Annotated in this window: 22 protein-coding genes; 4 read left to right on the top strand and 18 right to left on the bottom strand. The window is 40.6% G+C overall.

Annotation, left to right across the window (positions count from 1 at the left end):
- Positions 1–242: 242 nt before the first annotated feature.
- On the top strand, positions 243–1,043 hold the full coding sequence (locus NDN11_RS07195) for a M23 family metallopeptidase (RefSeq protein ID WP_251111230.1): 801 nt from the start codon (positions 243–245) through the stop codon (positions 1,041–1,043).
- Positions 1,044–1,115: 72 nt separating this feature from the next.
- Here NDN11_RS07195 and NDN11_RS07190 read toward each other — a convergent pair whose 3' ends face one another.
- Entirely contained in the window at positions 1,116–1,538 is a 423-nt protein-coding gene (locus NDN11_RS07190) for an OsmC family protein (RefSeq protein ID WP_167251467.1), read from the bottom strand.
- A 148-nt stretch (positions 1,539–1,686) separates the two neighbouring features.
- Here NDN11_RS07190 and crp point away from each other — a divergent pair, with 148 nt between their 5' ends.
- Complete coding sequence (gene crp / locus NDN11_RS07185; RefSeq protein ID WP_004654102.1) at positions 1,687–2,394, top strand: cAMP-activated global transcriptional regulator CRP; 708 nt, start codon at positions 1,687–1,689, stop codon at positions 2,392–2,394.
- A 199-nt stretch (positions 2,395–2,593) separates the two neighbouring features.
- Positions 2,594–3,370 (top strand): M48 family metallopeptidase, encoded by a 777-nt coding sequence (locus NDN11_RS07180; protein WP_251111229.1) that lies wholly within the window; start codon positions 2,594–2,596, stop codon positions 3,368–3,370.
- A 68-nt stretch (positions 3,371–3,438) separates the two neighbouring features.
- On the opposite strand, the gene NDN11_RS07175 is transcribed toward NDN11_RS07180, so the two are convergent.
- From NDN11_RS07175 to NDN11_RS07155, 5 genes are all read right to left on the bottom strand, one after another.
- Positions 3,439–4,317, bottom strand: coding sequence for a class I SAM-dependent methyltransferase (locus NDN11_RS07175; RefSeq protein WP_251111228.1), 879 nt, complete (start codon positions 4,315–4,317; stop codon positions 3,439–3,441).
- A gap of 95 nt (positions 4,318–4,412) precedes the next feature.
- Positions 4,413–5,933, bottom strand: coding sequence for a flavin-containing monooxygenase (locus NDN11_RS07170; RefSeq protein ID WP_251111227.1), 1,521 nt, complete (start codon positions 5,931–5,933; stop codon positions 4,413–4,415).
- Between the two features lie 93 nt (positions 5,934–6,026).
- The gene (locus NDN11_RS07165; protein WP_251111226.1) at positions 6,027–6,851 is read right to left on the bottom strand and encodes an SDR family NAD(P)-dependent oxidoreductase; all 825 of its coding nucleotides are present in this window, start codon (positions 6,849–6,851) and stop codon (positions 6,027–6,029) included.
- Positions 6,852–6,889: 38 nt separating this feature from the next.
- On the bottom strand, positions 6,890–7,861 hold the full coding sequence (locus NDN11_RS07160) for a metal-dependent hydrolase (RefSeq protein ID WP_251111225.1): 972 nt from the start codon (positions 7,859–7,861) through the stop codon (positions 6,890–6,892).
- Positions 7,862–8,063: 202 nt separating this feature from the next.
- Positions 8,064–9,023 carry a metal-dependent hydrolase gene (locus NDN11_RS07155; protein WP_167251458.1) on the bottom strand — a complete coding sequence of 320 codons (960 nt, stop codon included), beginning with the start codon at positions 9,021–9,023 and terminating at the stop codon, positions 8,064–8,066.
- Between the two features lie 492 nt (positions 9,024–9,515).
- Here NDN11_RS07155 and NDN11_RS07150 point away from each other — a divergent pair, with 492 nt between their 5' ends.
- Positions 9,516–10,133 (top strand): TetR/AcrR family transcriptional regulator, encoded by a 618-nt coding sequence (locus NDN11_RS07150; RefSeq protein ID WP_004806319.1) that lies wholly within the window; start codon positions 9,516–9,518, stop codon positions 10,131–10,133.
- 29 nt (positions 10,134–10,162) lie between these two features.
- Here the strand turns inward: NDN11_RS07150 and NDN11_RS07145 are convergent, their stop codons facing one another.
- From NDN11_RS07145 to NDN11_RS07090, 12 genes are all read right to left on the bottom strand, one after another.
- Positions 10,163–11,095: a TauD/TfdA dioxygenase family protein gene (locus NDN11_RS07145; protein ID WP_251111224.1), complete on the bottom strand. Its 933-nt coding sequence runs from the start codon at positions 11,093–11,095 to the stop codon at positions 10,163–10,165.
- 174 nt (positions 11,096–11,269) lie between these two features.
- Positions 11,270–12,094: an ABC transporter ATP-binding protein gene (locus NDN11_RS07140; RefSeq protein WP_251111223.1), complete on the bottom strand. Its 825-nt coding sequence runs from the start codon at positions 12,092–12,094 to the stop codon at positions 11,270–11,272.
- A gap of 70 nt (positions 12,095–12,164) precedes the next feature.
- Positions 12,165–12,380 (bottom strand): TOBE domain-containing protein, encoded by a 216-nt coding sequence (locus tag NDN11_RS07135; protein WP_004654121.1) that lies wholly within the window; start codon positions 12,378–12,380, stop codon positions 12,165–12,167.
- 197 nt (positions 12,381–12,577) lie between these two features.
- Complete coding sequence (locus NDN11_RS07130; RefSeq protein WP_251111222.1) at positions 12,578–13,705, bottom strand: sigma-54 interaction domain-containing protein; 1,128 nt, start codon at positions 13,703–13,705, stop codon at positions 12,578–12,580.
- 138 nt (positions 13,706–13,843) lie between these two features.
- Complete coding sequence (locus NDN11_RS07125) at positions 13,844–14,866, bottom strand: ABC transporter substrate-binding protein (RefSeq protein ID WP_251111507.1); 1,023 nt, start codon at positions 14,864–14,866, stop codon at positions 13,844–13,846.
- A 13-nt stretch (positions 14,867–14,879) separates the two neighbouring features.
- Positions 14,880–15,737 (bottom strand): ABC transporter permease, encoded by an 858-nt coding sequence (locus NDN11_RS07120; RefSeq protein WP_251111221.1) that lies wholly within the window; start codon positions 15,735–15,737, stop codon positions 14,880–14,882.
- Positions 15,738–15,778: 41 nt separating this feature from the next.
- The gene (locus tag NDN11_RS07115) at positions 15,779–16,609 is read right to left on the bottom strand and encodes an ABC transporter ATP-binding protein (protein ID WP_251111220.1); all 831 of its coding nucleotides are present in this window, start codon (positions 16,607–16,609) and stop codon (positions 15,779–15,781) included.
- On the bottom strand, positions 16,606–17,691 hold the full coding sequence (locus NDN11_RS07110; protein WP_251111219.1) for an ABC transporter substrate-binding protein: 1,086 nt from the start codon (positions 17,689–17,691) through the stop codon (positions 16,606–16,608). Before NDN11_RS07110 ends, NDN11_RS07115 begins: the two co-directional genes overlap by 4 nt.
- Positions 17,692–17,703: 12 nt before the next feature.
- Complete coding sequence (locus NDN11_RS07105) at positions 17,704–18,492, bottom strand: ABC transporter permease (protein ID WP_251111218.1); 789 nt, start codon at positions 18,490–18,492, stop codon at positions 17,704–17,706.
- Positions 18,493–18,505: 13 nt separating this feature from the next.
- Positions 18,506–19,345, bottom strand: a complete 840-nt coding sequence (locus tag NDN11_RS07100; protein WP_251111217.1) for an ABC transporter permease — start codon at positions 19,343–19,345, stop codon at positions 18,506–18,508.
- Between the two features lies 1 nt (position 19,346).
- The gene (locus NDN11_RS07095; RefSeq protein WP_251111216.1) at positions 19,347–20,600 is read right to left on the bottom strand and encodes an MFS transporter; all 1,254 of its coding nucleotides are present in this window, start codon (positions 20,598–20,600) and stop codon (positions 19,347–19,349) included.
- A gap of 77 nt (positions 20,601–20,677) precedes the next feature.
- Complete coding sequence (locus tag NDN11_RS07090) at positions 20,678–21,745, bottom strand: ABC transporter substrate-binding protein (protein WP_251111215.1); 1,068 nt, start codon at positions 21,743–21,745, stop codon at positions 20,678–20,680.
- Positions 21,746–21,756: the final 11 nt, after the last annotated feature.

The raw sequence follows: 21,756 nt of genomic DNA, 5'->3' as shown, positions 1-21,756 counted from the left end.
ATTCTTAACTTATCACTTAGATGGGAACGTTTTTTAAAATTTCAAATAAAATTTATATATTTTTCAATATTTTATAAAAAATTTAAGAGACAAAACTCATTAGTAATATGGGTGTATAAACAATCTATTTCAAGTATATTTTGTATAATTTTTCCGTCTATTCCGTTTTGCACAAAATCCTTATTGTGATTTTAAGGTGAACGTTTTAGCTTAGCGCTTTGCTTCAATTAAAATTGCTTATCATGTCTCTAAAAACAATTTTGCTCAGCGTGGCTTCCCTGCTTCCACTTCATGCAGCTTTTGCACAACTGCCACAGGACTCAAGACGTGCCGGTGGTATTGCCGTGATTCAACTCCCGACAACAACCACACAGGTCTTTTACGAACAAAAACCAGTATTGATTACACAACAAGGGACTCAGCGTTATGCCATCTTTGGTATTCCACTCTCAGCATCGCTAGGCAATTTGACTTTAACAACCAATAGCACACCGATTCAAATCGAAGTAAGCCCATATCGCTATGCAGAACAACGCTTGGCGGTCAAAAACCAAGACTATGTCAATCCAAATCAAGATCAATTGGATCGTTATGCACAAGAAGCCAAAGAGCAAAATGATATTTATAGCTCCTTTACGACAAGCACATGGACGCAATTTCCAAATTTTATTCGACCGACTGCGGGTAAATTCAGTAACTCATTTGGAAGAAAACGCTTTTTCAATGGTGAAGAACGGGCACCTCACTCTGGTTTAGACATTCCAGCCCCAGTTGGACAGATAGTAGTAGCACCTGCAGATGGGATCGTCGTACAAACGGGTGACTATTTCTTTAATGGCAATACTGTACTGATTGATCACGGTCAGGGCTTAATCAGCATGTTCTGTCATTTGAGTAAAATTAATGTGGCGAAGGGACAGCAGATTCATCAGGGTGAAACACTCGGATTGGTAGGTAAGACCGGTCGCGTCACTGGACCACATTTACATTGGGGCATGAGCCTGAATAATGCGCGGGTAGACCCACAATTATTTCTAAAATAAAAAGAAAAGCTTATAAAAAAAAGTGATCTATAAAAATAGATCACTTTTTAGCAAAACTTAATAATTTAATATTTAAACTGCTTCAATAATTTCAAAATCATGGGTGATTTCAACACCACCATCTGCAAGCATTTTACTCGCCGAACAATATTTTTCTGCAGAGAGTTCAACCGCTTTCTCAACTTGCTTCGTTTTTACCGCTTTGCCAGTGACAATGAAGTGTAAATGAATTTTAGTAAATACCGCAGGAATCGAATCAGCCCTTTCTGCTTTGAGCTGACATACAACACCCGTCACATCTTGGCGAGATTTCTTTAAAATGGTCACAATATCAAACGAAGCACACCCACCAAGTCCCATTAAAATCAACTCCATAGGACGTGGACCACGGTTTTCACCACCATATTCAGCAGAACCATCCATCACCACACTGTGGCCACTTTCTGATTTTGCCTCAAAAGCAACATTCTCTAACCAATGTACACTTGTTTGCATTGCAACTACCCGAAAAACGTTATAAATTTACTCTGTTCTTGTACACTAACATAAAATGAGTTGATAAGGAATTTCATCTCTTCTGTGTAGAAAAGGCTCTACCAAGGGCCTGTGCGATCGGTTTTATCCAAATTCGGAAATTTTAAGCATGACTTCAAATTTTTCACAACTTAGCACTGATGCTTTGTCTCCAGGTCAACTACCTGAATCAGTTAAAGCTTTGCTAAAACGTGCTCATATTAATAGATACCCTAAACGCACCACGATTGTTGACGCTGGAACGGAATCAAAATCACTGTATTTAATATTAAAAGGTTCAGTGTCAATTATCTTACGTGAAGATGACGAACGTGAAATTGTTGTTGCCTATCTAAACCCAGGCGATTTCTTTGGTGAAATGGGGCTTTTTGAAAAGAACCCTCAACGTACCGCAGAAGTACGTACACGAGATGTCTGTGAAATTGCAGAAATCTCTTACGACAATTTCCACGAGTTAAGCAAACAATATCCAGATTTAAGCTATGCTGTGTTTGCTCAATTGGTACGTCGTCTTAAAAATACAACACGTAAAGTGACTGATTTGGCCTTCATTGATGTGTCAGGTCGTATTGCACGTTGCCTAATTGACTTATCTGCTCAACCAGAAGCAATGATTTTGCCGAACGGTCGTCAGATTCGTATCACCCGCCAAGAAATTGGTCGTATCGTCGGTTGTTCTCGTGAAATGGTTGGACGTGTCCTCAAGACACTTGAAGATCAAGGCATGATCCAAACTGATGGTAAAGCAATCTTAATTTTTGATGCTTCTTTAGAAGAAAATACCTTCTCTGAAGATGAGTATGATGACGAAGATTAATTTGATCTAAGATCGAATGAATTCGAATAAAGCCAGTGCCTGTCACTGGCTTTATTTTTTGCGCTAAAATATAGGGTTGGTTGATTACATAATTACAATGATTATAGAGGTATTCAGAATGTTAACTGCTGTAAACATTTTTTATAATCCCACCTAATTAAGACTATATTCATAAGATACTGATTTGGAGAGAATAAGTATGAAGAAATTAGCTTTGAGCCTTTGTGCAGTCACCGTGATGACAATTTCTGGCTGTGCATCTTTCGCAGATATGGCGGGTGCAGACAGTGCAACCTTGAATGCTCAATCCGCACAAAGCTTCGCAAAAATGACACAAGAAGCGCGTGCCAAGAACCAGCTAGATAGCAACTCAAGTACTTATCAACGTATTAATACTGTGTTTCAACGCTTAAAACCTTATGCAGACCAAATGAACCAAACTGGGCAACGCTTTGACTGGCAGTTGGCTGTATTAAAATCAGATACAGTCAATGCTTACGTTGCTCCAGGTGGTAAAGTTGTTTTCTATACAGGTATTGTCAACAAGCTGAATTTAACCAATGATGAAATTGCGGCAATTATGGGTCATGAGATGACACATGCTTTAGAAGAACACGCAAAAAGTAAAATTGGTGCTCAGGCTTTAACAAATCTTGCGATAGGTATTGGTAAATCATACGCAGGTAGCAGCATAGGTGATCTAGGTAACGCTGCAATCGATTTGGGCAGTCAAGTCGGTGTTGGTCTACCTTACTCACGTAATCTAGAAAGCCGTGCCGATTACGGTGGCTTAATGCTTATGGCAAAAGCAGGCTATAACCCAAATGCAGCAATTAGTCTTTGGGAAAAAATGAATCGTTTAGATGGTGCTGGTGGCAGTTCGTTCTTGTCAACGCATCCATCAAATACACAACGTATTAGTGATATGCGTAAAAACTTACCAGCGGCATTAGCGCTGTATAATAAACGCCGCTAAGCAAAAAGCCCTTTAATTCGGTGTATAGAATTAAAGGGCTGTTTCTTTTATAGCAACAGAATAAAAAATTAAGCTTTGATCAATTTCAGATGCAACATATGTGTCGCAACAGTATGGCGGATATGATCAGGTCGTGCCTGAAAATAACGTTCAGTTAAGCCATCCCCTGATAAATCCTCAATGATGTTATACCCCATTTGTTCTACTGCTTGATGCAATATCTTCGGTCTAAATTGCCCTTTCAATGGTTCTTTTAAAAAACGGGTAAATTGCGACACGAACAAGGTTCCCAAACGCTCTATGCCTTCCAACTCGCGATAGTCAACTGAGTAGTCTAACACTACCTCACTACCCTGTGCAGCAATCTGTGCAATGCTGGCTAAGGTATTTAAAGTCGTTGCTGGTTCCAGATAATGGGTCGTCCCTAACCATGAGAAAAAAGCAGCTTGATCCTGCTTAAACATACTCCGCACTAAAGCATCAGCAATCGATTCTTTTTCAAAATCAATCGCAACAAATTCAACATTCGCTGGAAGCTCTCCCAATTGGCGTAATTTGCTTTGTTTTGCTGCTTGAGTATCTGGATGATCCACTTCAAAAATTTTTAACTGAGGGTACTTCTGGGCCTGTCTCAAGGTAAAAGAATCTAACCCTGCACCGACTAACACATATTGTTGCAACCCTTTCGAGATTGCTTGCTCAAGTAGATCTTCTGCATATCTTGAACGTCCTACCACTTGACCTGTTAATAAGCCAAAGGTTCGATTAAACATAGCAGAATTCATTACTTTCACGGTCAATGAAGTGGTTAACAGTTTCTTCCAGCCCTTACTGGTTAATTCAAATGCAAAAGGGTCTGAAAAGACTGGATTTTCAGCATTTTGAAAATGATTGGCACGCAATGCTGCGGCTGCTTCAGCCGTGCGACTCGATTGTCCTTCTTTCATTTTGATTCCCCCATTTTTATTGCTATCTTGCAAAAAATAAGCAGCAAATTCCATCGCTAGACAAAATTTACTGCTTATTAATGACTAAATGAAAATTATTTAGCTTTTTCAGTTTGATACGTCACTTGATAATCATTTAAGTCCATGCGCTTCAAACGTTGCTTTAACTTTTTCAACGACCAAGGCCAAGCAGCAAAGTTACGACCATTGGCATCTAAGTAATAGCTCTTACATCCACCCGCGTTAAACACAGTGGTTTTTAGATGTTTTTGTACCAATTCATTATGCTGCTTGATCACTTCAGGCTTGATATTCAGCTTACTGATGCCTTTTTCTTTGATTTTTAGTAAACCATCAACGATATAATCAAGTTGTGCTTCAGCCAAACCAATAAATGAGTCATAAACCAAGACATTTGGTCCTAAAACTAAGAACGCATTCGGGACATTTTCAATACTGGTACCCAAATATGCTTCTGGTGAACTGCTTTTCCACAAATCATTTAATATCTGACCTTTTTCATTGGTCACACGCTTACCAATAGGCGGATGAGAGACTTCAAAACCAGTACCCCAAATAATCACGTCTACTTCATGACGTTCACCATTTGCAGACACGACGGTATTGCCTTCTACTTTCACCAATCCATGTGGAATCAGTTTGGTATTCGCTTGTTGCAATGCTGGATAGTAATTATTGGCGAACAATAGACGTTTACAGCCTATGGTAAAGTTCGGTGTTACGTTTTTGCGTAATTCAGGATCTTCAATCTGGAAACGTAAAATCAGTTTGGCTAATTCACCCACAGGTTTTAACACTGCTGGGTTGCGTAAGCCGAAGTTAATCGCATTCAAGGACTGAGCTACTGTTTTACGCCATGTTTTTTGAATGAGTGGAAATTTTTCAATCAGGGCTTTACTGATATCACCTAAATCAGTATCTGGCTTTGGTACCACCCACGGTGCCGTACGCTGATAGACGTAGAGTTCTTTAGCCAAAGGCTGAATCTGAGGAACAAACTGAATTGCAGAAGCACCTGTCCCAATGACTGCAATACGTTTGCCTGTTAGATCGTAATCATGATTCCATTTGGCGGAATGGAACATTTCACCTTTAAACGTTTCCAAGCCTTCGAGTTTGGGAATTTGCGCCTCAGTAATTGGTCCTGTTGCAAAAACTGTGGTACGTGCTAAGAATTGCCCTTTATTGGTGTCCATAACCCATAAATTGCGCTCATTGTCCCAAGCAGCGTTAACCAACTCTGTACCAAATTCTATTTTTGAGCTCACCCCAAAATCTTCACTTACTTCCTCTAAATAGCTCAAGATTTCAGGTTGACGTGCAAATAAATGACTCCATTTTGCACTTGGTGCAAATGAATATGAATACAACGCAGACGGAACATCACATCCACAACCTGGGTAGGTATTTTCACGCCAAGTTCCCCCAACGCGTGTCGCTTTCTCAATGATCTTGTAGTTGCTATAACCCACTTGATCAAGACGAATTGCAGTTGCAATACCCGAGATACCAGCACCTACAATAAAGGTATCATAGATATGTTGTGGTAGCGCCTTTCCTTCAGCTGAGTTTAATTTTTTTGCTTGAGCTGTCATTTAAAAATATCCTTTATTCATTCAACTGAAATAAGCCTATTGCTAATCGCGTTTCTTCTTATTTCAGTGTTTAAAATCTTTTATCCGAGGTAACTACTTCATAAATCGGTACGAGGTACCTAAGAATTTTGCATACAAATTTGGTGCAGTACGTTTCATCAACCAAAATAACTTGGCATCGATTTGTGGAATGGTATAAAGCTCACCTTTATCCAAACGATCCAAAGTCAGCTTGGCCACCTTGTCACTGGTGGTAAAAGCCAAATTGGTGAGGGCATAATCTAAAAGCCCTTTATGTGGGACTTTGCCGTTTTTAATGATATTGGTTGGTACTAAAGTTGGACAAAGCACATTGACCTTGATATTCGATTTTCGCAGTTCAGCCGAAAGTGTTTCTGACAAGGCACGAACACCTGCTTTAGATACGTTATAGACGGTCATTTCTGGTGCTGCAGTATAAGATGCAGCGGAAGCCACATTAATAATTGCACCATGTCCAAGTTGTTTAAACTTCGGCACAAAAGCGCGGCAGCCGTGGATTACACCCCATAAATTAATATTCATGCACCAATGCCAATCTTCAGAAGACATTTCATCAAACTTGCCTCCCAAACCAATTCCTGCATTATTAATCACCAATGTGACTGGGTTCTGCATCAATTGTTGGGCCTGTTCTGCCAACTGATTGACTTGCTCTTCTTTAGCAACATCACATTGCACAGCAAAGGCTTTGGCTCCAATTGCCTCAACCAAACCGACCGTTTCTTTTGCTGCATCAAGGTTAATGTCCGAACACACCACTGTACCGCCACGTTTTGCCAGTTCAAGTGCAAAACTACGACCAATCCCGCTTCCTGCACCAGTCACCACAGCGAATGCTTTTTGGCTTGGCTTGGATTTTTTTCCAAATAATTTCATCTTTATGTTCCAATCGTCTCGTATGGATATGGACCAAGTTATGCAGTCGCTGCACGTACAGGTGGTACAAACTCTTTAAGGAAATAAGGGCTTAATAAGCCAGTTTCAGGGTTTAATAAACGTTCTTTGTAGTACTCCAAATAGGCTGTTGTATCATGATCATTGGGATGGAAATCCGGACGTAAATAATCAAAGATATGAGGTAATGTGCTACCAAACATGCCATCTTTTAAACTAAAAAGTACAGACCAGCTTGCACCCGCTTCTTTCCAGAAACTGAGGTTAATCAAATTACTCGGACGGCGGAAAAATGGTAAAAACAAACCACCAGCTCCAACACCAACCCCTATGGTAATAAACGCCAGAAAAAAGCCAAGAATCCTTAATGCATAATTTCCAGAGAGCACCTGATAAGTATCATAAGCGATATCTTTATGTTCAGATTCTTCAAGCATGTGCCACATCCACAAAGCACATGCTTTTTCATCATCAGAATATTGAAAAATATATTCATGCTTCATACCGAACTCAGCGAGCACAGCAGTAAAGTGCTCGATCCCTGCCATCAACGACAGCTTGAGCGGTTGGGGAAATTTTAAAAAAGTATAATTAAATACTTGCTCTGCCAAAAAACGATATAAGCGAACAGGTACATCATTTGGAATCATGATTTCGTTATATTCATTGTGCAATTTTGAATGAATTGCCTCCTGTCCAATCAAAGAAGTTAATCTTTGCTTTAAGATAGGGTCATCAATAAAATCACGATGATAACGTGCGGTTTCAATTACCAAATCCTCACCATAAGTGAGAAAAATCGATAGAGCAGCAAAATACGCAGTTGCCCATTCCTTCTGCATTAAAAACTTGATATCCAAGCTTTCAGGATCGAACTTAAAATCAAAATGGCGAATTGGAATCGGTGACTTATTCGCAAGATTTTGAATAATGCCTCGGTATTTGGTACTGAGTTTGTCTGAAAAGACATTTCGAAGAACTTGAGCGACCATATCTTGATCCCCTAAAACTGCTTCACAACTTAAAAGACTTAGCCAGCTTGTATATGTCTCTACACAGCAACTGAATAAGATTATTTGCATAGTGCATGAGCGAAATAAGTGCAACAAGAACAAAACTGCTCATCAACGATTGAACTTTTTTGCCAACACCTAGTGAAATTTCGCTACATGCAACTACCTGCTGAATTCAAAATTAAGCCGCTTGAATCTTAGGCGTGAACTCTTTTACAAAGAATGGATGCAATGCACCGCCCTCGGATAAAAGTTTCTTTTCGTAATATTCAAAATATGCAGATGCATCATGATCATTCGGATGGAAATCAGTACGTAGATAATCAAAAATTCGACTTTGGGTGCTACCAAACACACCATCCACTGGACTGAAAATCAGCTTGATGCCACGACGCGCATCTTTCCAAAATTTCGAGGTCAGCATTTCTTGTGGTTTACGTAAAATAGGAACCATGGTTGCCGAAAACGGGATCAATCCAAGAATGGTGAAATAAGCCAAGAAGAAGCCTGAAACACGTAAGGCATAGTTACCATTCAGTGTTTGATAAACATCATAGGCAACATCTTTATGCTCTGATTCTTCAAGCATATGCCACATCCATAATGCACGGGTTTTTGCATCATCAGAGAAATAGAAATTCTGCTCATGCGCCATCATGTACTCTGCCAGTACAGCAGTAAAATGCTCAATCCCAGCCATCAATGACAACTTCAAAGGCTGCGGGAATTTCAAGAAAATGTGTTCAAAAAATTGTTCACCCAAGAAACGATAGAGTCTTACTGGATAATCGAGTTCAACAATTGCATCATTAAACTCATTATGTAGTTTTGAGTGAATTGCTTCCTGACCAATCAATGAAGTCACACGCTGTCTTAAAATCGGGTCTTTCAATTGATCGCGGTGATGACGTGCTGTTTCAATCACCAAATCTTCACCATAGGTTAAAAATACTGAAAGTGTCGCGAAAAAAATCGTGGCAAATTGATTATTCATATAAAATGAGAGATCAACTTGTTTCCCTTCAAATCCGATAGCCAGGTGACGAATTGGGATACTTTTTTTACTCGCAAAATCGATTTGCTCAGTTATTGGGTTAGATTTAAATAAACTTAAACCTTTCTTTAATGTGCTGCTAATCATGGCTACACCTACCTACTTCACTTGAGCCTCATTTGCCCTTTAGCATTCTTTGAATATGGTTCATCTCTTTTCGCATTTCTAAAAAAAGCAAGCGCTTGGTTACGAAAAAACATTCGGGAGATTTTTATGAACCAGTTCCTCTTCTAGACCCACTGTAAACCGATCTTATGTTCGGATTCAATTCGGGTAATTTTTTTAGATATTTTTAGCTATCCAATATCAATGCTCAGTACGTTTCTTTTTTTTTAATTTTTTAAGGATCCCTCTTATAATATAATTTAATATTAAATATCAAACATATATTTAAATTAAATTTCTAACAAACACCTTGTTTCCATATAAAGCATCTCCCTAAAAAATAGGATCATTACAGATAAAAATTTAATATGAAAAAGAGATAAATTTTATTTGTTCGGATTAATTCCCCTACTTTCCTCATTTTAAGCGACATGTTAATCTGATGTTATGTTCGGATTTTAATAATAAAGTATTATGGCAACTCGCAAACCACGTCAGTCACGTTCTAAAGTGACAGTAGATACGATTATTGAAGCAGGCTTTATTGCCGTTGCAACCAATGGTACCAGTGGCACCACCACACGGCATATTGCTGATATTGCAGGGGTCAGTGTTGGCTCTTTATATGAGTATTTTAAAAATAAAGAAGAAATTTATGATGCGATGGCTAGAACTTTCGTCAAAGAAGTTTTGGACATGGTAAAAGAACTGACACCTATCATGATTGAGCAAGAGTTAGAGCCCTTATTTGAAATGATCTTTTATACCTTTCGTGATTTGTTAACACGTGATGATGATCGCTATCTGATCTGTCTACGCTATGCGACTGAGCTTAAGTATGAAAAATATATAGGTCAAATTGAGATGGCACTGATGGAGGTCTTGATGAAATACATGATCCGTCATCCGAGATATTTAAAAGTTAATAATCTTAGCGTGACCGCTTATATTAGTATTAATAGTAGTATTTTCAATGTAGCCCGTCACTTGATCTTACCCAACCCACAGATTAGCTTTGATGAAATGGTTAAAGGTTTAAGCACCATGATTATTAGTTATATCGAAGCAGAATTGGCAAAAGCAGGAAATTAAAAGCCAGCTTTCGCTGGCTCAGTTTAACTTTAGAATGGTCTTGCACCCGCCAAACTAACACGTTTCAATAAACGGCGTTGCTCGGCGGGAAAGGCTGTGCGCGAATGTAAGGTCAGTTGGTTATCCCAATAGACAATATCGCCAATTTCCCACTGATGTTCATAACGATATTGAGGTTGTACAATATGGGCTCTTAAGCGTTCGATCAATGCAGCACCTTTTTGATCATCATATCCGACAACTTCAACTTCGGTTTGTGCATCCAGATAAATACCACGACGACCACTTTCAGAATGCGTACGAACCAATGGATGCGGAAATGCAGCACCTAATATCGGTTGATTAGAAAAGCGATATTTTGGAATCGGGCTTTTATCCTTTAAGCGTAAAAATGGATTATACGTAATCAGTTGCAGCCCTTCGATTTCATCTTTGGTTTCCTGATCAAGGTCTTCATAGGCCTGAACAGTATTATACCAACTGGTGGCACCACCATCTTTTGGAAGTTCAATTGCGTAAAGCAAAGATCCACTAGAAGGCTGTGGTGTCCAGTGATGGTCACTATGCGGGGTGAGTTCCCCATGACCTGTATAATCACCTTCTCCAACCGCATTGGATACGGGTACAATATCAGGTGGTGCATTGGTATCGTTACGCGTTGCCAATACAGGAACATCTGTTGGTGGCCGGAAAATTCCGCCAAAATAACTGGCAAACGCAAGTAAGTCATTGTCTTCCAAGTCTTGTGCCTTGAAAACCAAAATTAAATGTTCATGCAATGCCTTTTTTAGTTTGAGAATCACTTCCCCGCTTTGTGGTTTGCTAGCATCTAATCCAGTCACAATCGCTCCCAATGCACCTTCGATTGGTGTAATTTGTACGGTATCTAAACTATGTTTCTTGTATTCATGCCAACGCGGTGCATTTTCAATCGCGGCTGAAAGCTGTGTGAGTACGGTCATTTTATTTCCTACAGATCATTCATTATATTTTCAAAGCATCGAGCTTTATCCATGATTCCCCAATCACAAAAATTAGTGATCTAGTTAAATATATGCAAACCGTGAAATATAAGAACCAATATTTTTATATTAATTTATTTATTTTTATGATTATAAAATTCAGCTTACCCGGGATTACCAAGCAAACTGAAAATTATTAAAATCATTAACAATAGGGATTATTAAATGATCTTCGACTGCATGACTAAAATCAGTCAAAATATCATTTCTAATCGCAGCAAGTCGGACATCTTCACGAACACGTGGGTGTGGTAAATGAACAGGAACAATCCGCTTGATTCGACCTGGATTCGGTTGCATCACCACCACACGATCACCAAGGAATACAGCCTCCTCCACATCATGCGTCACGATAATCATGGTAATTTTTTCAGTCTGCCAAATTCGTTGTAACTCCTTTTGCAGATTGGCTCGAGTCAGGGCATCCAATGCGCCAAAAGGTTCATCTAGTAACAATATTTTGGGTCGATTAATCAGACTTCTGGCAATGGCAACACGTTGGCTCATCCCACCTGAAAGCTGTGCTGGATAAGCATCTTTAAACTTGTTCAACCCAACTAGCTCAATATGTTCATCAATAAGTTGATCCTGCTCCGTTCTTGTGAGTTGACTGTTTAATAACGCAACCCGAATATTATCCTGCACATTCAGCCACGGAAATAAGCGGTGATCTTGGAACACAATTCCTCGCTTCAAACTGGTGCCATCAATCGGCTGACCATCAACCAGAATTTTTCCTTCGAATTGATCATCCAAACCAACCAGCAAACGGAGTAAAGTTGATTTCCCACAACCACTACTACCCACAATACTGACGAATTCTCCTGCTTGAATATTGAGTGAAACATCATCTAAAACCTTAAGTGCATGATCTTGATACTGACCATAAGATTTATTAAGATGATTAATTTGCACTGATCCGACATTAAATGATGTCATTTTAAACCCCCTACAATATAGGAATTAAAAATATAATAAAAATGGATTTATTATATTTATCCATCATTTACTACAGCTTTGCCAATGCAACTTCTGTCGACTTAATTAAGACGATCACTTCACTACCTAATTCTAAGTTTAGATTTTTAACTGAACGTGTTGTAATCACGGAAGTAAATACCCCAGCCGGCGTTTCCACATCCACCTCAGAAACAACACTTCCTTCAATAATTTCTTTTACCACACCACGAAACTGATTACGCACATTAATTTGAGGAATACTCATTTTTCACCACTTTATAACGATTTCAATAAATTGTGATTGTTATATTAGGCAAAGCACTAATATTTAGAACTATTATTTTTTAATATTTTTTGATTAAAAAGTTATATTTATTTTACTTCATTTATTATTATTTTTTCCGCAAAGTAATTTTAAAGCAATAAAAAGGTGAACCTCTGCCACCTGATTATCGACTCTGATTAATTTAATAATTCCTCTAACATAATATTCACCACTTTATCGTTTCCCACCAATCCATATTTGACTAATCTTGCACGCACAATGTTACGGCTAATCCCCAATAACTTTGCCGTTTGCACCTGATTGCGATGGCAATATTCATAAGCAATACGAATGGTCGCCTCTTCAATCAACCGATCCAGATTTTCATTTTTCAATGCATGTGAGGATTCAAACAGATTCAACAACGCATGTTGCAGCATTTGCTTGGGCAGTAGATCTGTCCGTGGAATGGTCTGGGTGCTTTTTTCCAAGTCCGAAATTTGTCTTAAATTCAAACTACTGGATAAGGATGCAAAGCAAAAATCGGTGGGTTGAATCTGATGATTCTTGCAGACTAATAAGGCATGATGAATGGCATTTTCGAGTTCACGAATATTGCCTGGATAGTTATAACTCAACAATTTCTGTATTGCACTTGGACTCAGACTCGCAACTGGATAACCCAAACGTTTACAATACTGTGCAATAAAGAAGTTTGCTAAAGGTAGAATATCGCCTGGACGTTCTGCCAAAGGTGATACCTTCAATAAGGCCACATTCAAACGATAGAACAAATCTTCTCTAAATTTTCCGGCCTGTACTGCTTCATCCAGATGCACATTAGTTGCTGCGATCACACGAACATTGAGTTTAATCGGCTTAAGTGAGCCCACCCGAACAATCTCACGCTCTTGCAACACTCTTAATAATTTAACCTGCATTGCTGGAGATAAATCTCCCACCTCATCCAAGAACAAGGTACCGTGATTGGCGGCTTCGAACCAACCAGCCTTACTATTGATTGCCCCTGTAAATGCGCCTTTTTCATGTCCGAAAAGTTCACTTTCCGCCAATGACTCGGTAAATGCACCACAATTCACTGCCACAAAAGGACCTCGACTACGCTGGCTCATAATATGTACTTGCCTTGCAACCAACTCCTTACCTGTTCCTGTATTACCAATAATCAGAACACTGGCCTCGCTCGGTGCAATCTGTTCAATACGATCTAGCAAATCTCTTGATTTTTGATCTTCAAAAACCATGGCTGTCGCACGCTCAGTCCGCGTTAAGGTATGGTTTTGTGGATAAGTAATGAATGACATGCATTTACTTCCCTATTGTTCGAAAAGAGAAGTTATCTTGCATGACTATTGGTTTAAATAGAAATCAATAATTCACCTTTGTTATTTCTATTTATTAAAATAGAAACAAACCATTATTAATTAAACTCAAAATCAAATTTATTTTTGACTATATTCATTATATTGATTGCTATATATCTTTTTATAATCAATCTGATCCTGTTTTAACTGACCTTCTTCAATTAGGTTATCAACCCATATTTTAAAATCATCATCTTCAAATTTACCTGCACTGCTTGGAATCCCCCACTGTGTCCAATATTTTAACATCGCACCATTTTCAGGGCGTTTACGCTTTTGCAAAATCTGCTCGAAACGTGCAATCACCTGATCTCTAGACTGTTGTCTAGACCATTCAATCGCTTGAGCAATGCCTGTGACTACTTTACGGGTGGTATTGGGGTGCTCAGCAATATAACGATTCGCCATGACATAGCTGCCCGTGGTGAGATCCCCCACCAAATCATAGTCCCGATAAAGACGGCGTACACCACCCCGTTCTATCGCTGGGCCTGCCAATGGTGCCAAATCAACATGACCACTTCGCAAGGCTTGCTCAGTAGAACCCGGTGGCAACACCACAAGCGTCACCTGACTAATTTGTTCAGGGCTTAAGCCACCTTTCTTTAAATAACTTTTGAGCATGTATTCCACTTGTGCGCTCAGAATATTGGTGCCGATCTTTTTGCCAATTAAATCTTTAGCAGAATGGATCGGACTATGTTCAAGGACATAATACCCAGCAAAGGGATCATCAAAGGTGCCATATGCGGCGATCACCACGGTTCCCGGTACGCCACTGGCCACCATTTTGACCGCCGAACCTGAAAAACTTGGACTGCTAATATCACTATCTCCCGATAATGCAGATTGAATACCTTGCGGCCCGCCTGTAGAAACACCCTGATAGCTTAATTTAATTGGTGCAAGATAACCCAAATCTTCAGCCAGCTCTAAGGGAGTAACGATGCCTGGCGAACCGAGATATTTAAATTCTAAAGATTCAAGACCATCACTTCGTGCCACTTTCGGCTCTGGTTTGCTACATCCCCACAGGAGCACAGACATCGCAATCACCGAACTTATTCTGCCTAAATATTTTTTCCAGTCTGGCTGATGCATCATCTTCTCCTGACTAACGTTCAATTTTCCAAGCGGTCAAGCGCTTTTCGATCGCAAGCAGACTGTAGTTAAACAGCAAGCCAATGCTGGTAATACTGATGATGCCAAAGAACATTTCAGGAATCTGGAAGTTATATTGTGCATAGTTAATCAGATAGCCTAAACCGGCCTTTGCCCCAACCATTTCTGCGGCAATTAACATCAACACTGAGAATGAACCTGCCAAACGTACACCTACAAAAATCGTTGGAATCGCAGCAGGTAAAATCACTTTACGGAACAACTGAATGGAACTCAGTCCCATGGTTCGTGCTGACTTGATCAACAATGGATCAACATTACGAACACCGCTGATGGTATTCAGCAAGATGGGCCAAGTGCAGGCATAAGTGACCAATGCAATTTTCGAACTTTCACCAATCCCAAGAAAAAGAATAAACACGGGTAATAAAGCTAATGCAGCCGTGTTGCGGAACACTTCCAATAAAGGACTCAGAAATTCGGAAAAGCGTGTGTACCAACCAATTGCCAGCCCCAAAGGAATCGCGACAATGATCGCAAAAATAAAACCACTGAGAGAACGGATTAAACTGGCTTGCAAATGCGTCAAGAGTTGTCCATTTTGAATCAAGCCCCAACCACTGAGCAACACGGTAGAAAATGCTGGCAAGAAAGCGGAATCGACCAAACCAATCCGCGGTACGATTTCCCAGATGGCTAAAAATAGTAAAATCGCAGCTGATCGTTTAAAACTTGTGGAAAGCCAGCTTAGGTTGAGATCGGACCTAAAGGAACTCATCTTTGGCGAGGAATAAATTGAACTGGACTGAATTGTTTTTGGAAACGTTAATGTCTCTTTTGTACTCGACATAATCACCTCTACTTCTTGTTAATATTTAAAATACATTGTACTTAAGCAACCAACTGCTTCTGTTTTTCCTGCTCTTGGGCCTTCAATACTTCTTCACGTAACAAGCTCCAAATCTGATGACGCAGTTGGCTGAATTCTGGTCTGGAACGTACATCCTCCTGATCGCTTCGTAGCTCAGCAGGAACTTCAATCACCTGTTTGATTCGCCCCGGACGTGAGGTCATGATGGCAATGCGCTGCCCCAAATAAATGGCTTCATCAATACTATGGGTGATAAAAATGATGGTCTTCTGAGTCTGTTGCCAGATTTTGACCAATTCCGCCTGTAAGGTTTCACGGGTCTGCGCATCGAGTGCGGCAAAAGGTTCATCCATCAATAGAATGTCTGGGTCATAGGCCAGACTCCGTGCAATTGCAACACGTTGCTTCATTCCTCCTGAAAGCTCATTTGGATAATGATGTTCAAATTCAGCCAGCCCGACTAGATTTAAAAAATACTTTGCAGTTTGATAACGCTGTTCTTTGCTGACACCCTTGGCATCCAAGCCAAACTCAATATTTTGTAGTGCGGTCAACCATGGAAACAGTGCATATTGCTGAAAGACAATGCCACGGTCCAACCCCGGTTTTTTAATCGCTTGCCCATCAATCAGAATTTGCCCCGCGGTCGGAGTCGTCAAACCAGCCAATAAATCCAATAATGTCGATTTACCACAACCACTCGGACCAACAATGGCGACAAACTCACCTGCCTTAACATCTAAAGACAGATTTTCAACCGCTACAAAATCTTCTGCTTGGACTTTTGCGCCTTTGACTTTTTTGGCGGCAAAAGATTTATAAACATTTTCAATTTTTAATTTTGTGCTCATTGCGTATGCTCCTTATTGCGCTGATCGTCAGCTACATTTTTGTTTTCACGTGCATAGGGATTAAACTGGTTAGTGAATAAAGCATCCGCCTTAACCTGATTCGGTTTAAATTCGCCTCTTTTCACAAATAAATCGATCCAACGTTGATATTGTGCTGCATTGAGCAAACCACCTTGACTCACCACACCATAACTGCGCCAGTACTGCATCAATACATCGCTCTCATTACGTTTTCTTTTTTCAATAATGCTTTTAAAGCGCGCCAACACTTGTTCACGTGGTGTTTGCTTGGTCCATTCCACGGCTTTGGCCACACCTGTGACAAATTGCTTGACCACCTCTGGATGTTGTTGAATAAACTTCTCGGTAAAGACATAACTGCCTGCGGTAAAACTGCCATATAGATCCGTATCTGAGACCAGTTTTCTTAGGCCACCTCGCTCTAAGGCTTTATCCTGAAAAATAGAAACCAGTGCAGCAGCATCCACCTGTCCAGCACGTAAGGCCTGTTCGGTATTGGTTGGCGGTAAAACAACAAACTCAACCTGATTGATTTCATCATTACTTAAACCTTGGCGAGCTAAATAGTCTTTTAAAACAAATTCGTAATGGGCACCCAAAGTGTTTACTGCCACTTTTTTGCCGATCAAATCACGCGCTGAATGAATCTGACTATTATTCGGGACGTAATAGCCCACCCAGCTTTTGTCATCACTGCCATAGGAGGCAACCACTGCTTTGATCTTAATCCCTGCCGCAGCAAGCTTAATGATTGCACCATCAAAAGCAGTTGCCACATCTACATCGCCCGTGGTTAATGCTTGTAAGTCCTGCGGCCCACCTTGCACACTCCCCACATATTTCAACTTTAAGTCACCTAAATAACCCAAGTCTTCAGCCAGCTCAGGCAATGACACCACACTGGTTAAGGATTGATAGCGAAGCTCATGTACCTGATTGGCTGGAGTGTCAGATTGTTTACCACATGCAATAAGACTGAGTACTATTAAACTTAATACACAAAGCTGCCCAAGCGATTTAAAACGACGTTTGAAAAACTGCCGAAAATTCTGTTGTTTCATTTTATTATTCTCCTAACGTCGCCAAACCAAAATACGACGCTCAGCTAAATTGGCTAAGCTATTCCACGCTACACCGATAAAACCAATCACAATTAAACCAAATACAATTAGACCAACATCTAAAGCAGCCCGCCCACGAATCACGATATTGCCTAGTCCAACACCATAGTTTGCCAATAGGAATTCGGCCCCGATGGTCGCCACCCAAGCGAAGATCACCCCCAGTTGTAAGCCTAAAAAGATTTGCGTTGCAGCAGCAGGTAAAATCAGTTTGCTCAGTGTTTGCCAAGCATTGAATTGGTAGACTTTGGCAACTTCGTATTGATGCAATGGAATTTGTCTTACCCCATCGATAGTATGTAAGGCCACGGGATAAAACACAGAAAGCACGATAAATAAGATTTTTGCGCTATTGCCATAATCCAAAAATGTCGTGATCAGCGGTAACCAAGCAAATAACGAAATCTGACGCAGCACATTAAAACTTGGCAGAAATAAATAATTGGCCCAGCGAGAGACACCGACGACGATGCCGAAAATAATGGCTAGAATACTGCCCAAGACAAAACCCGTCAGATCACGGAACAGACTTGCGCCTAAACCTGTCCAAAACTCTTGCTGCTGAAATTGATGAATTGCAATCTGCACCACCTCAAATGGTGCTGGAATGAGTTTAGGATTGACCCAATTCAACTTGGATGCAATCGCCCACAATACAATGAAAGCAATTGGGAGCACTAAGCCGTAAACGTTTAAATAATTAAAATTAAATCTTGGTTTTGATGTAGACGTAATAGACATATTCAATCCCCCTTTAAAATGCACTGCGTTGCCAATGGCTAAACCAGCGTTCAACCCAGCCCAAGATATGATCTAAAACAAAACCAACAATCCCGATCACAATGACAGCCATAAAAATAATATCGGGTTGAATCAACTGTCGTCCCCACACGATGAGGTAACCAATCCCTTCACTACTGGCTAACAGTTCGACAAAAACCAGTGACAGCCACGCTTGCATAATCCCTTGGCGTAAACCACTAACAATATTTGGCAAAGCAGAAGGCAAAATGACACGGCGAAATCGCTGCCACACACTAAAGCGATAAACTTGCGAAACTTCTAATAAATGCGGAGGCACATTCAAAACACTGCGATAGGTCGCAACGAGCACAGGAACAAATACCGCAAGTGAAATCGCTGCAATTTTTAGACTTTCATCAATACCTAAAAAAATCATCAGTAATGGAATCCAGCCAATCACTGGAAATTGCGCAATCAGATTAAATGTTGGATAAATAAACTTGTGCGCGATACGTGATAATCCAATCAGGAAACCTAAGAACAACCCGATGCTGCCCCCGACCAAGACACTCCAAGCAACCCGTTTTAAGCTGATCCATAAATTATCCTGTAACTCATGCGTATCAATCAGCTCCAACGTGGTTTGCCAAACTAAGGCTGGGCTAGGCAAAATTTGTTCAGGTAACCATTGCTTCTGAAAGGCATAATGCCAAACCGCCAATGCAATCGCAGGTAAAACCAGAGCCAATACAATACGAACTGCCCATATGCCGATTTGCTTGAAATAAGGCGCTAAATTGATTCGCTGCCAAGTGTGTTCATTTTCTAATTGAGTTTCGATACTACTCATTTTATTGACCCTCTATTTCTGAATACATTTCAATCTCTAGCCGCGGTGCTATAAAAACTTGTGTAAGTTGCTGAGAAAAGCCGATCAGCCCGCCAAATAAAACCGCTGAAATAAGAAACATCGACTGTAAGCCCCAGTAATGACCCAACCAGCCTCCCACAATACTTCCCAATAACGCACCTGCAGGTCCTGCCATCGCGGTTAATCCAGACACCTTTGCCATTCCCAAGCGTTCACCCACATTGGCAAACATGGTGAAATTGACGATATGCAGCATCGCGAGACCCAAGCCCAGAATCACAGCCCCTACCCAAAGCAACGCGGAAATTTTAGGTATGCCCAACATCACAGATGCCACTGCAACAAAGACAAAACCCGTTTGATAAAAGCGTTTTATTCCCCATCGTGTCAGCAAAGCTCCCGTCGTAAATAAGGCTACGACAAACACAGCTCCCTGTAGCGTCACCAAACTGGCAGCAATCGTTTCACTCAAACCAAAATCCTTGATTGCAATAACAATAATGAAAAAGCCGTAGTACGCCATCACCGCATTGCTCGCCATTTCAATCAAACTGGTGCGACGTAAAGCCTGATCTTGCTTTAATAAAACCAATTGCTTGGCAATTACAGCAAGGCTAAATGCCTCGTCCCGCTCTGCCTGATTAATTTCAGTTGGGCCTGCGCCAAAGGCCAAGGGTGCAAACAATATCGGTAAAAGAAAAAGTCCAGCAATCCACCAAAACGCACCTGAGAATCCCACCGCAGTTACTAAGCTCACTGCCAGTAAAGGGCCAACCAGAAAGAACCCCATCATATGTGTGCCTCTAAACCATCCCGCCCGAGCAGCACCTATGCTTTTTAAATGCTGCATATAGACTGTATTGAGTGAAACAAACCGCATCGGCATGCATAACCCGACCAAGAAAGTAGCTAAAATCAGATACCAAACTGCTGGATAAAATGGCACCGTGACATACACCAGCGCTGCAAGAAAACTTCCTAATACAAACATTGTTTTAGGTCCATAACGTTGTACTAAGAGACCAATTGGCAATCCGATCAGCAAAATACCTAGACTCTGTACTGCGGCAATCAGCCCCATTTCAAACTCATCCGCAGCTAACTGCACCGCATATAAAGAAGTGACGATTTTCGCAATCCCAATGCCCAAGCCTGCACACAATGCCAAGCCAATAAAACCCAATACAAAGTGCCCCTGACCCAGTTCGACCTGAGCAACCGATTCCTGACGCATAGGTCATTCCTAAAATGGTGAACAAATAAACTAGCTAGCCAAAGGCATACACACCCTTGGTCTAACCCAAATCACAATTACTTTTTACGGTTGCCATTTACATCAAATTTTGGCCAGAAGTTTTCTAGTTTGAGCTCTTGAATCGCGGTATTGAGATACTTCGGTTCAATCCAAGAATCCACATCCACTGGACGGCGAATCAGTTTGTAATCAATCGATTGCTGAACCGATTTCTTTAAAGAATTCACTGCATAATCATCAAAATATGGTGAGTTACGATCTTTGAGCGAGTAATCATCCCAGTCTTTTTTATAGTCTAGGTAAGGCACGCCACTCTGAGCCCATAACTTGTACTGCGTATCACGATTCTTTTCATCGGAACTCCACACGTTATCTTTAATAAATGTGGTCACAACCCGTTGCACAATTTGTGGGTATTTCTTCTCAAAATCCTCGCTCACCCATGCCACTAATGGGCCATTCAGATTTGGATCTTTACGTACTTCTAAAATACGCTTAGCTACACCACGTGCTTCTAATGTCCATGGACTGGTAATCAAACCATCAATATCACCCGTGGAAAGCGAGGTTTGAGCTGAATAAAAGTCCTGACTAATCACACGGAAATCTTTTTCAGTGAAACCATATTTACGCAATAAACGACCGAGGATTAGCTGTTGGTTAGTACCTTTAAACACAGAAATGGTTTTGCCTTTTAAATCCGCCAGACTTTTCGCACCTGAATCAGATGGCACTGCAAAATACACAGGTCCAAAACGCCCAGTCACAAATAAAAGTTTGGATTTCAAACCCGTTGAACGTCCAACAATCGAAGGTAGATCACCATGCCCAATACCAAAATCGACCTTTTTATTGGCTAAAGCTTCATTCAGTGCAGGTCCTGCACCCGGAAAAAATGACCATTTCACCTTAATGCCATCTTTGGCAAATTCTTTTTCCAAAATGCCGCGTAGATTGGCACTGGCATAAGCACTCCCCCCAACTTTGGGTTTTCCGCCTACGCCTGCACCGGGAACTCCCAGTCGAATTTCTGTGGGACTGGTTTCAGCAAAAACTGAGAAACTGGTGGCAACCAGCAAACCTGCTGCTGCACCAATAAATAAATGTTTCGTCAAAAATTTCATTGTGTCATTAC

This window comes from Acinetobacter sp. C26M (assembly GCF_023702675.1).
In the GTDB taxonomy this organism is placed as follows: Bacteria; Pseudomonadota; Gammaproteobacteria; order Pseudomonadales; family Moraxellaceae; genus Acinetobacter.
The sequence above is the reverse complement of the archived record's forward strand: the minus strand, read 5'-3'. Positions and strand labels throughout refer to the sequence as shown.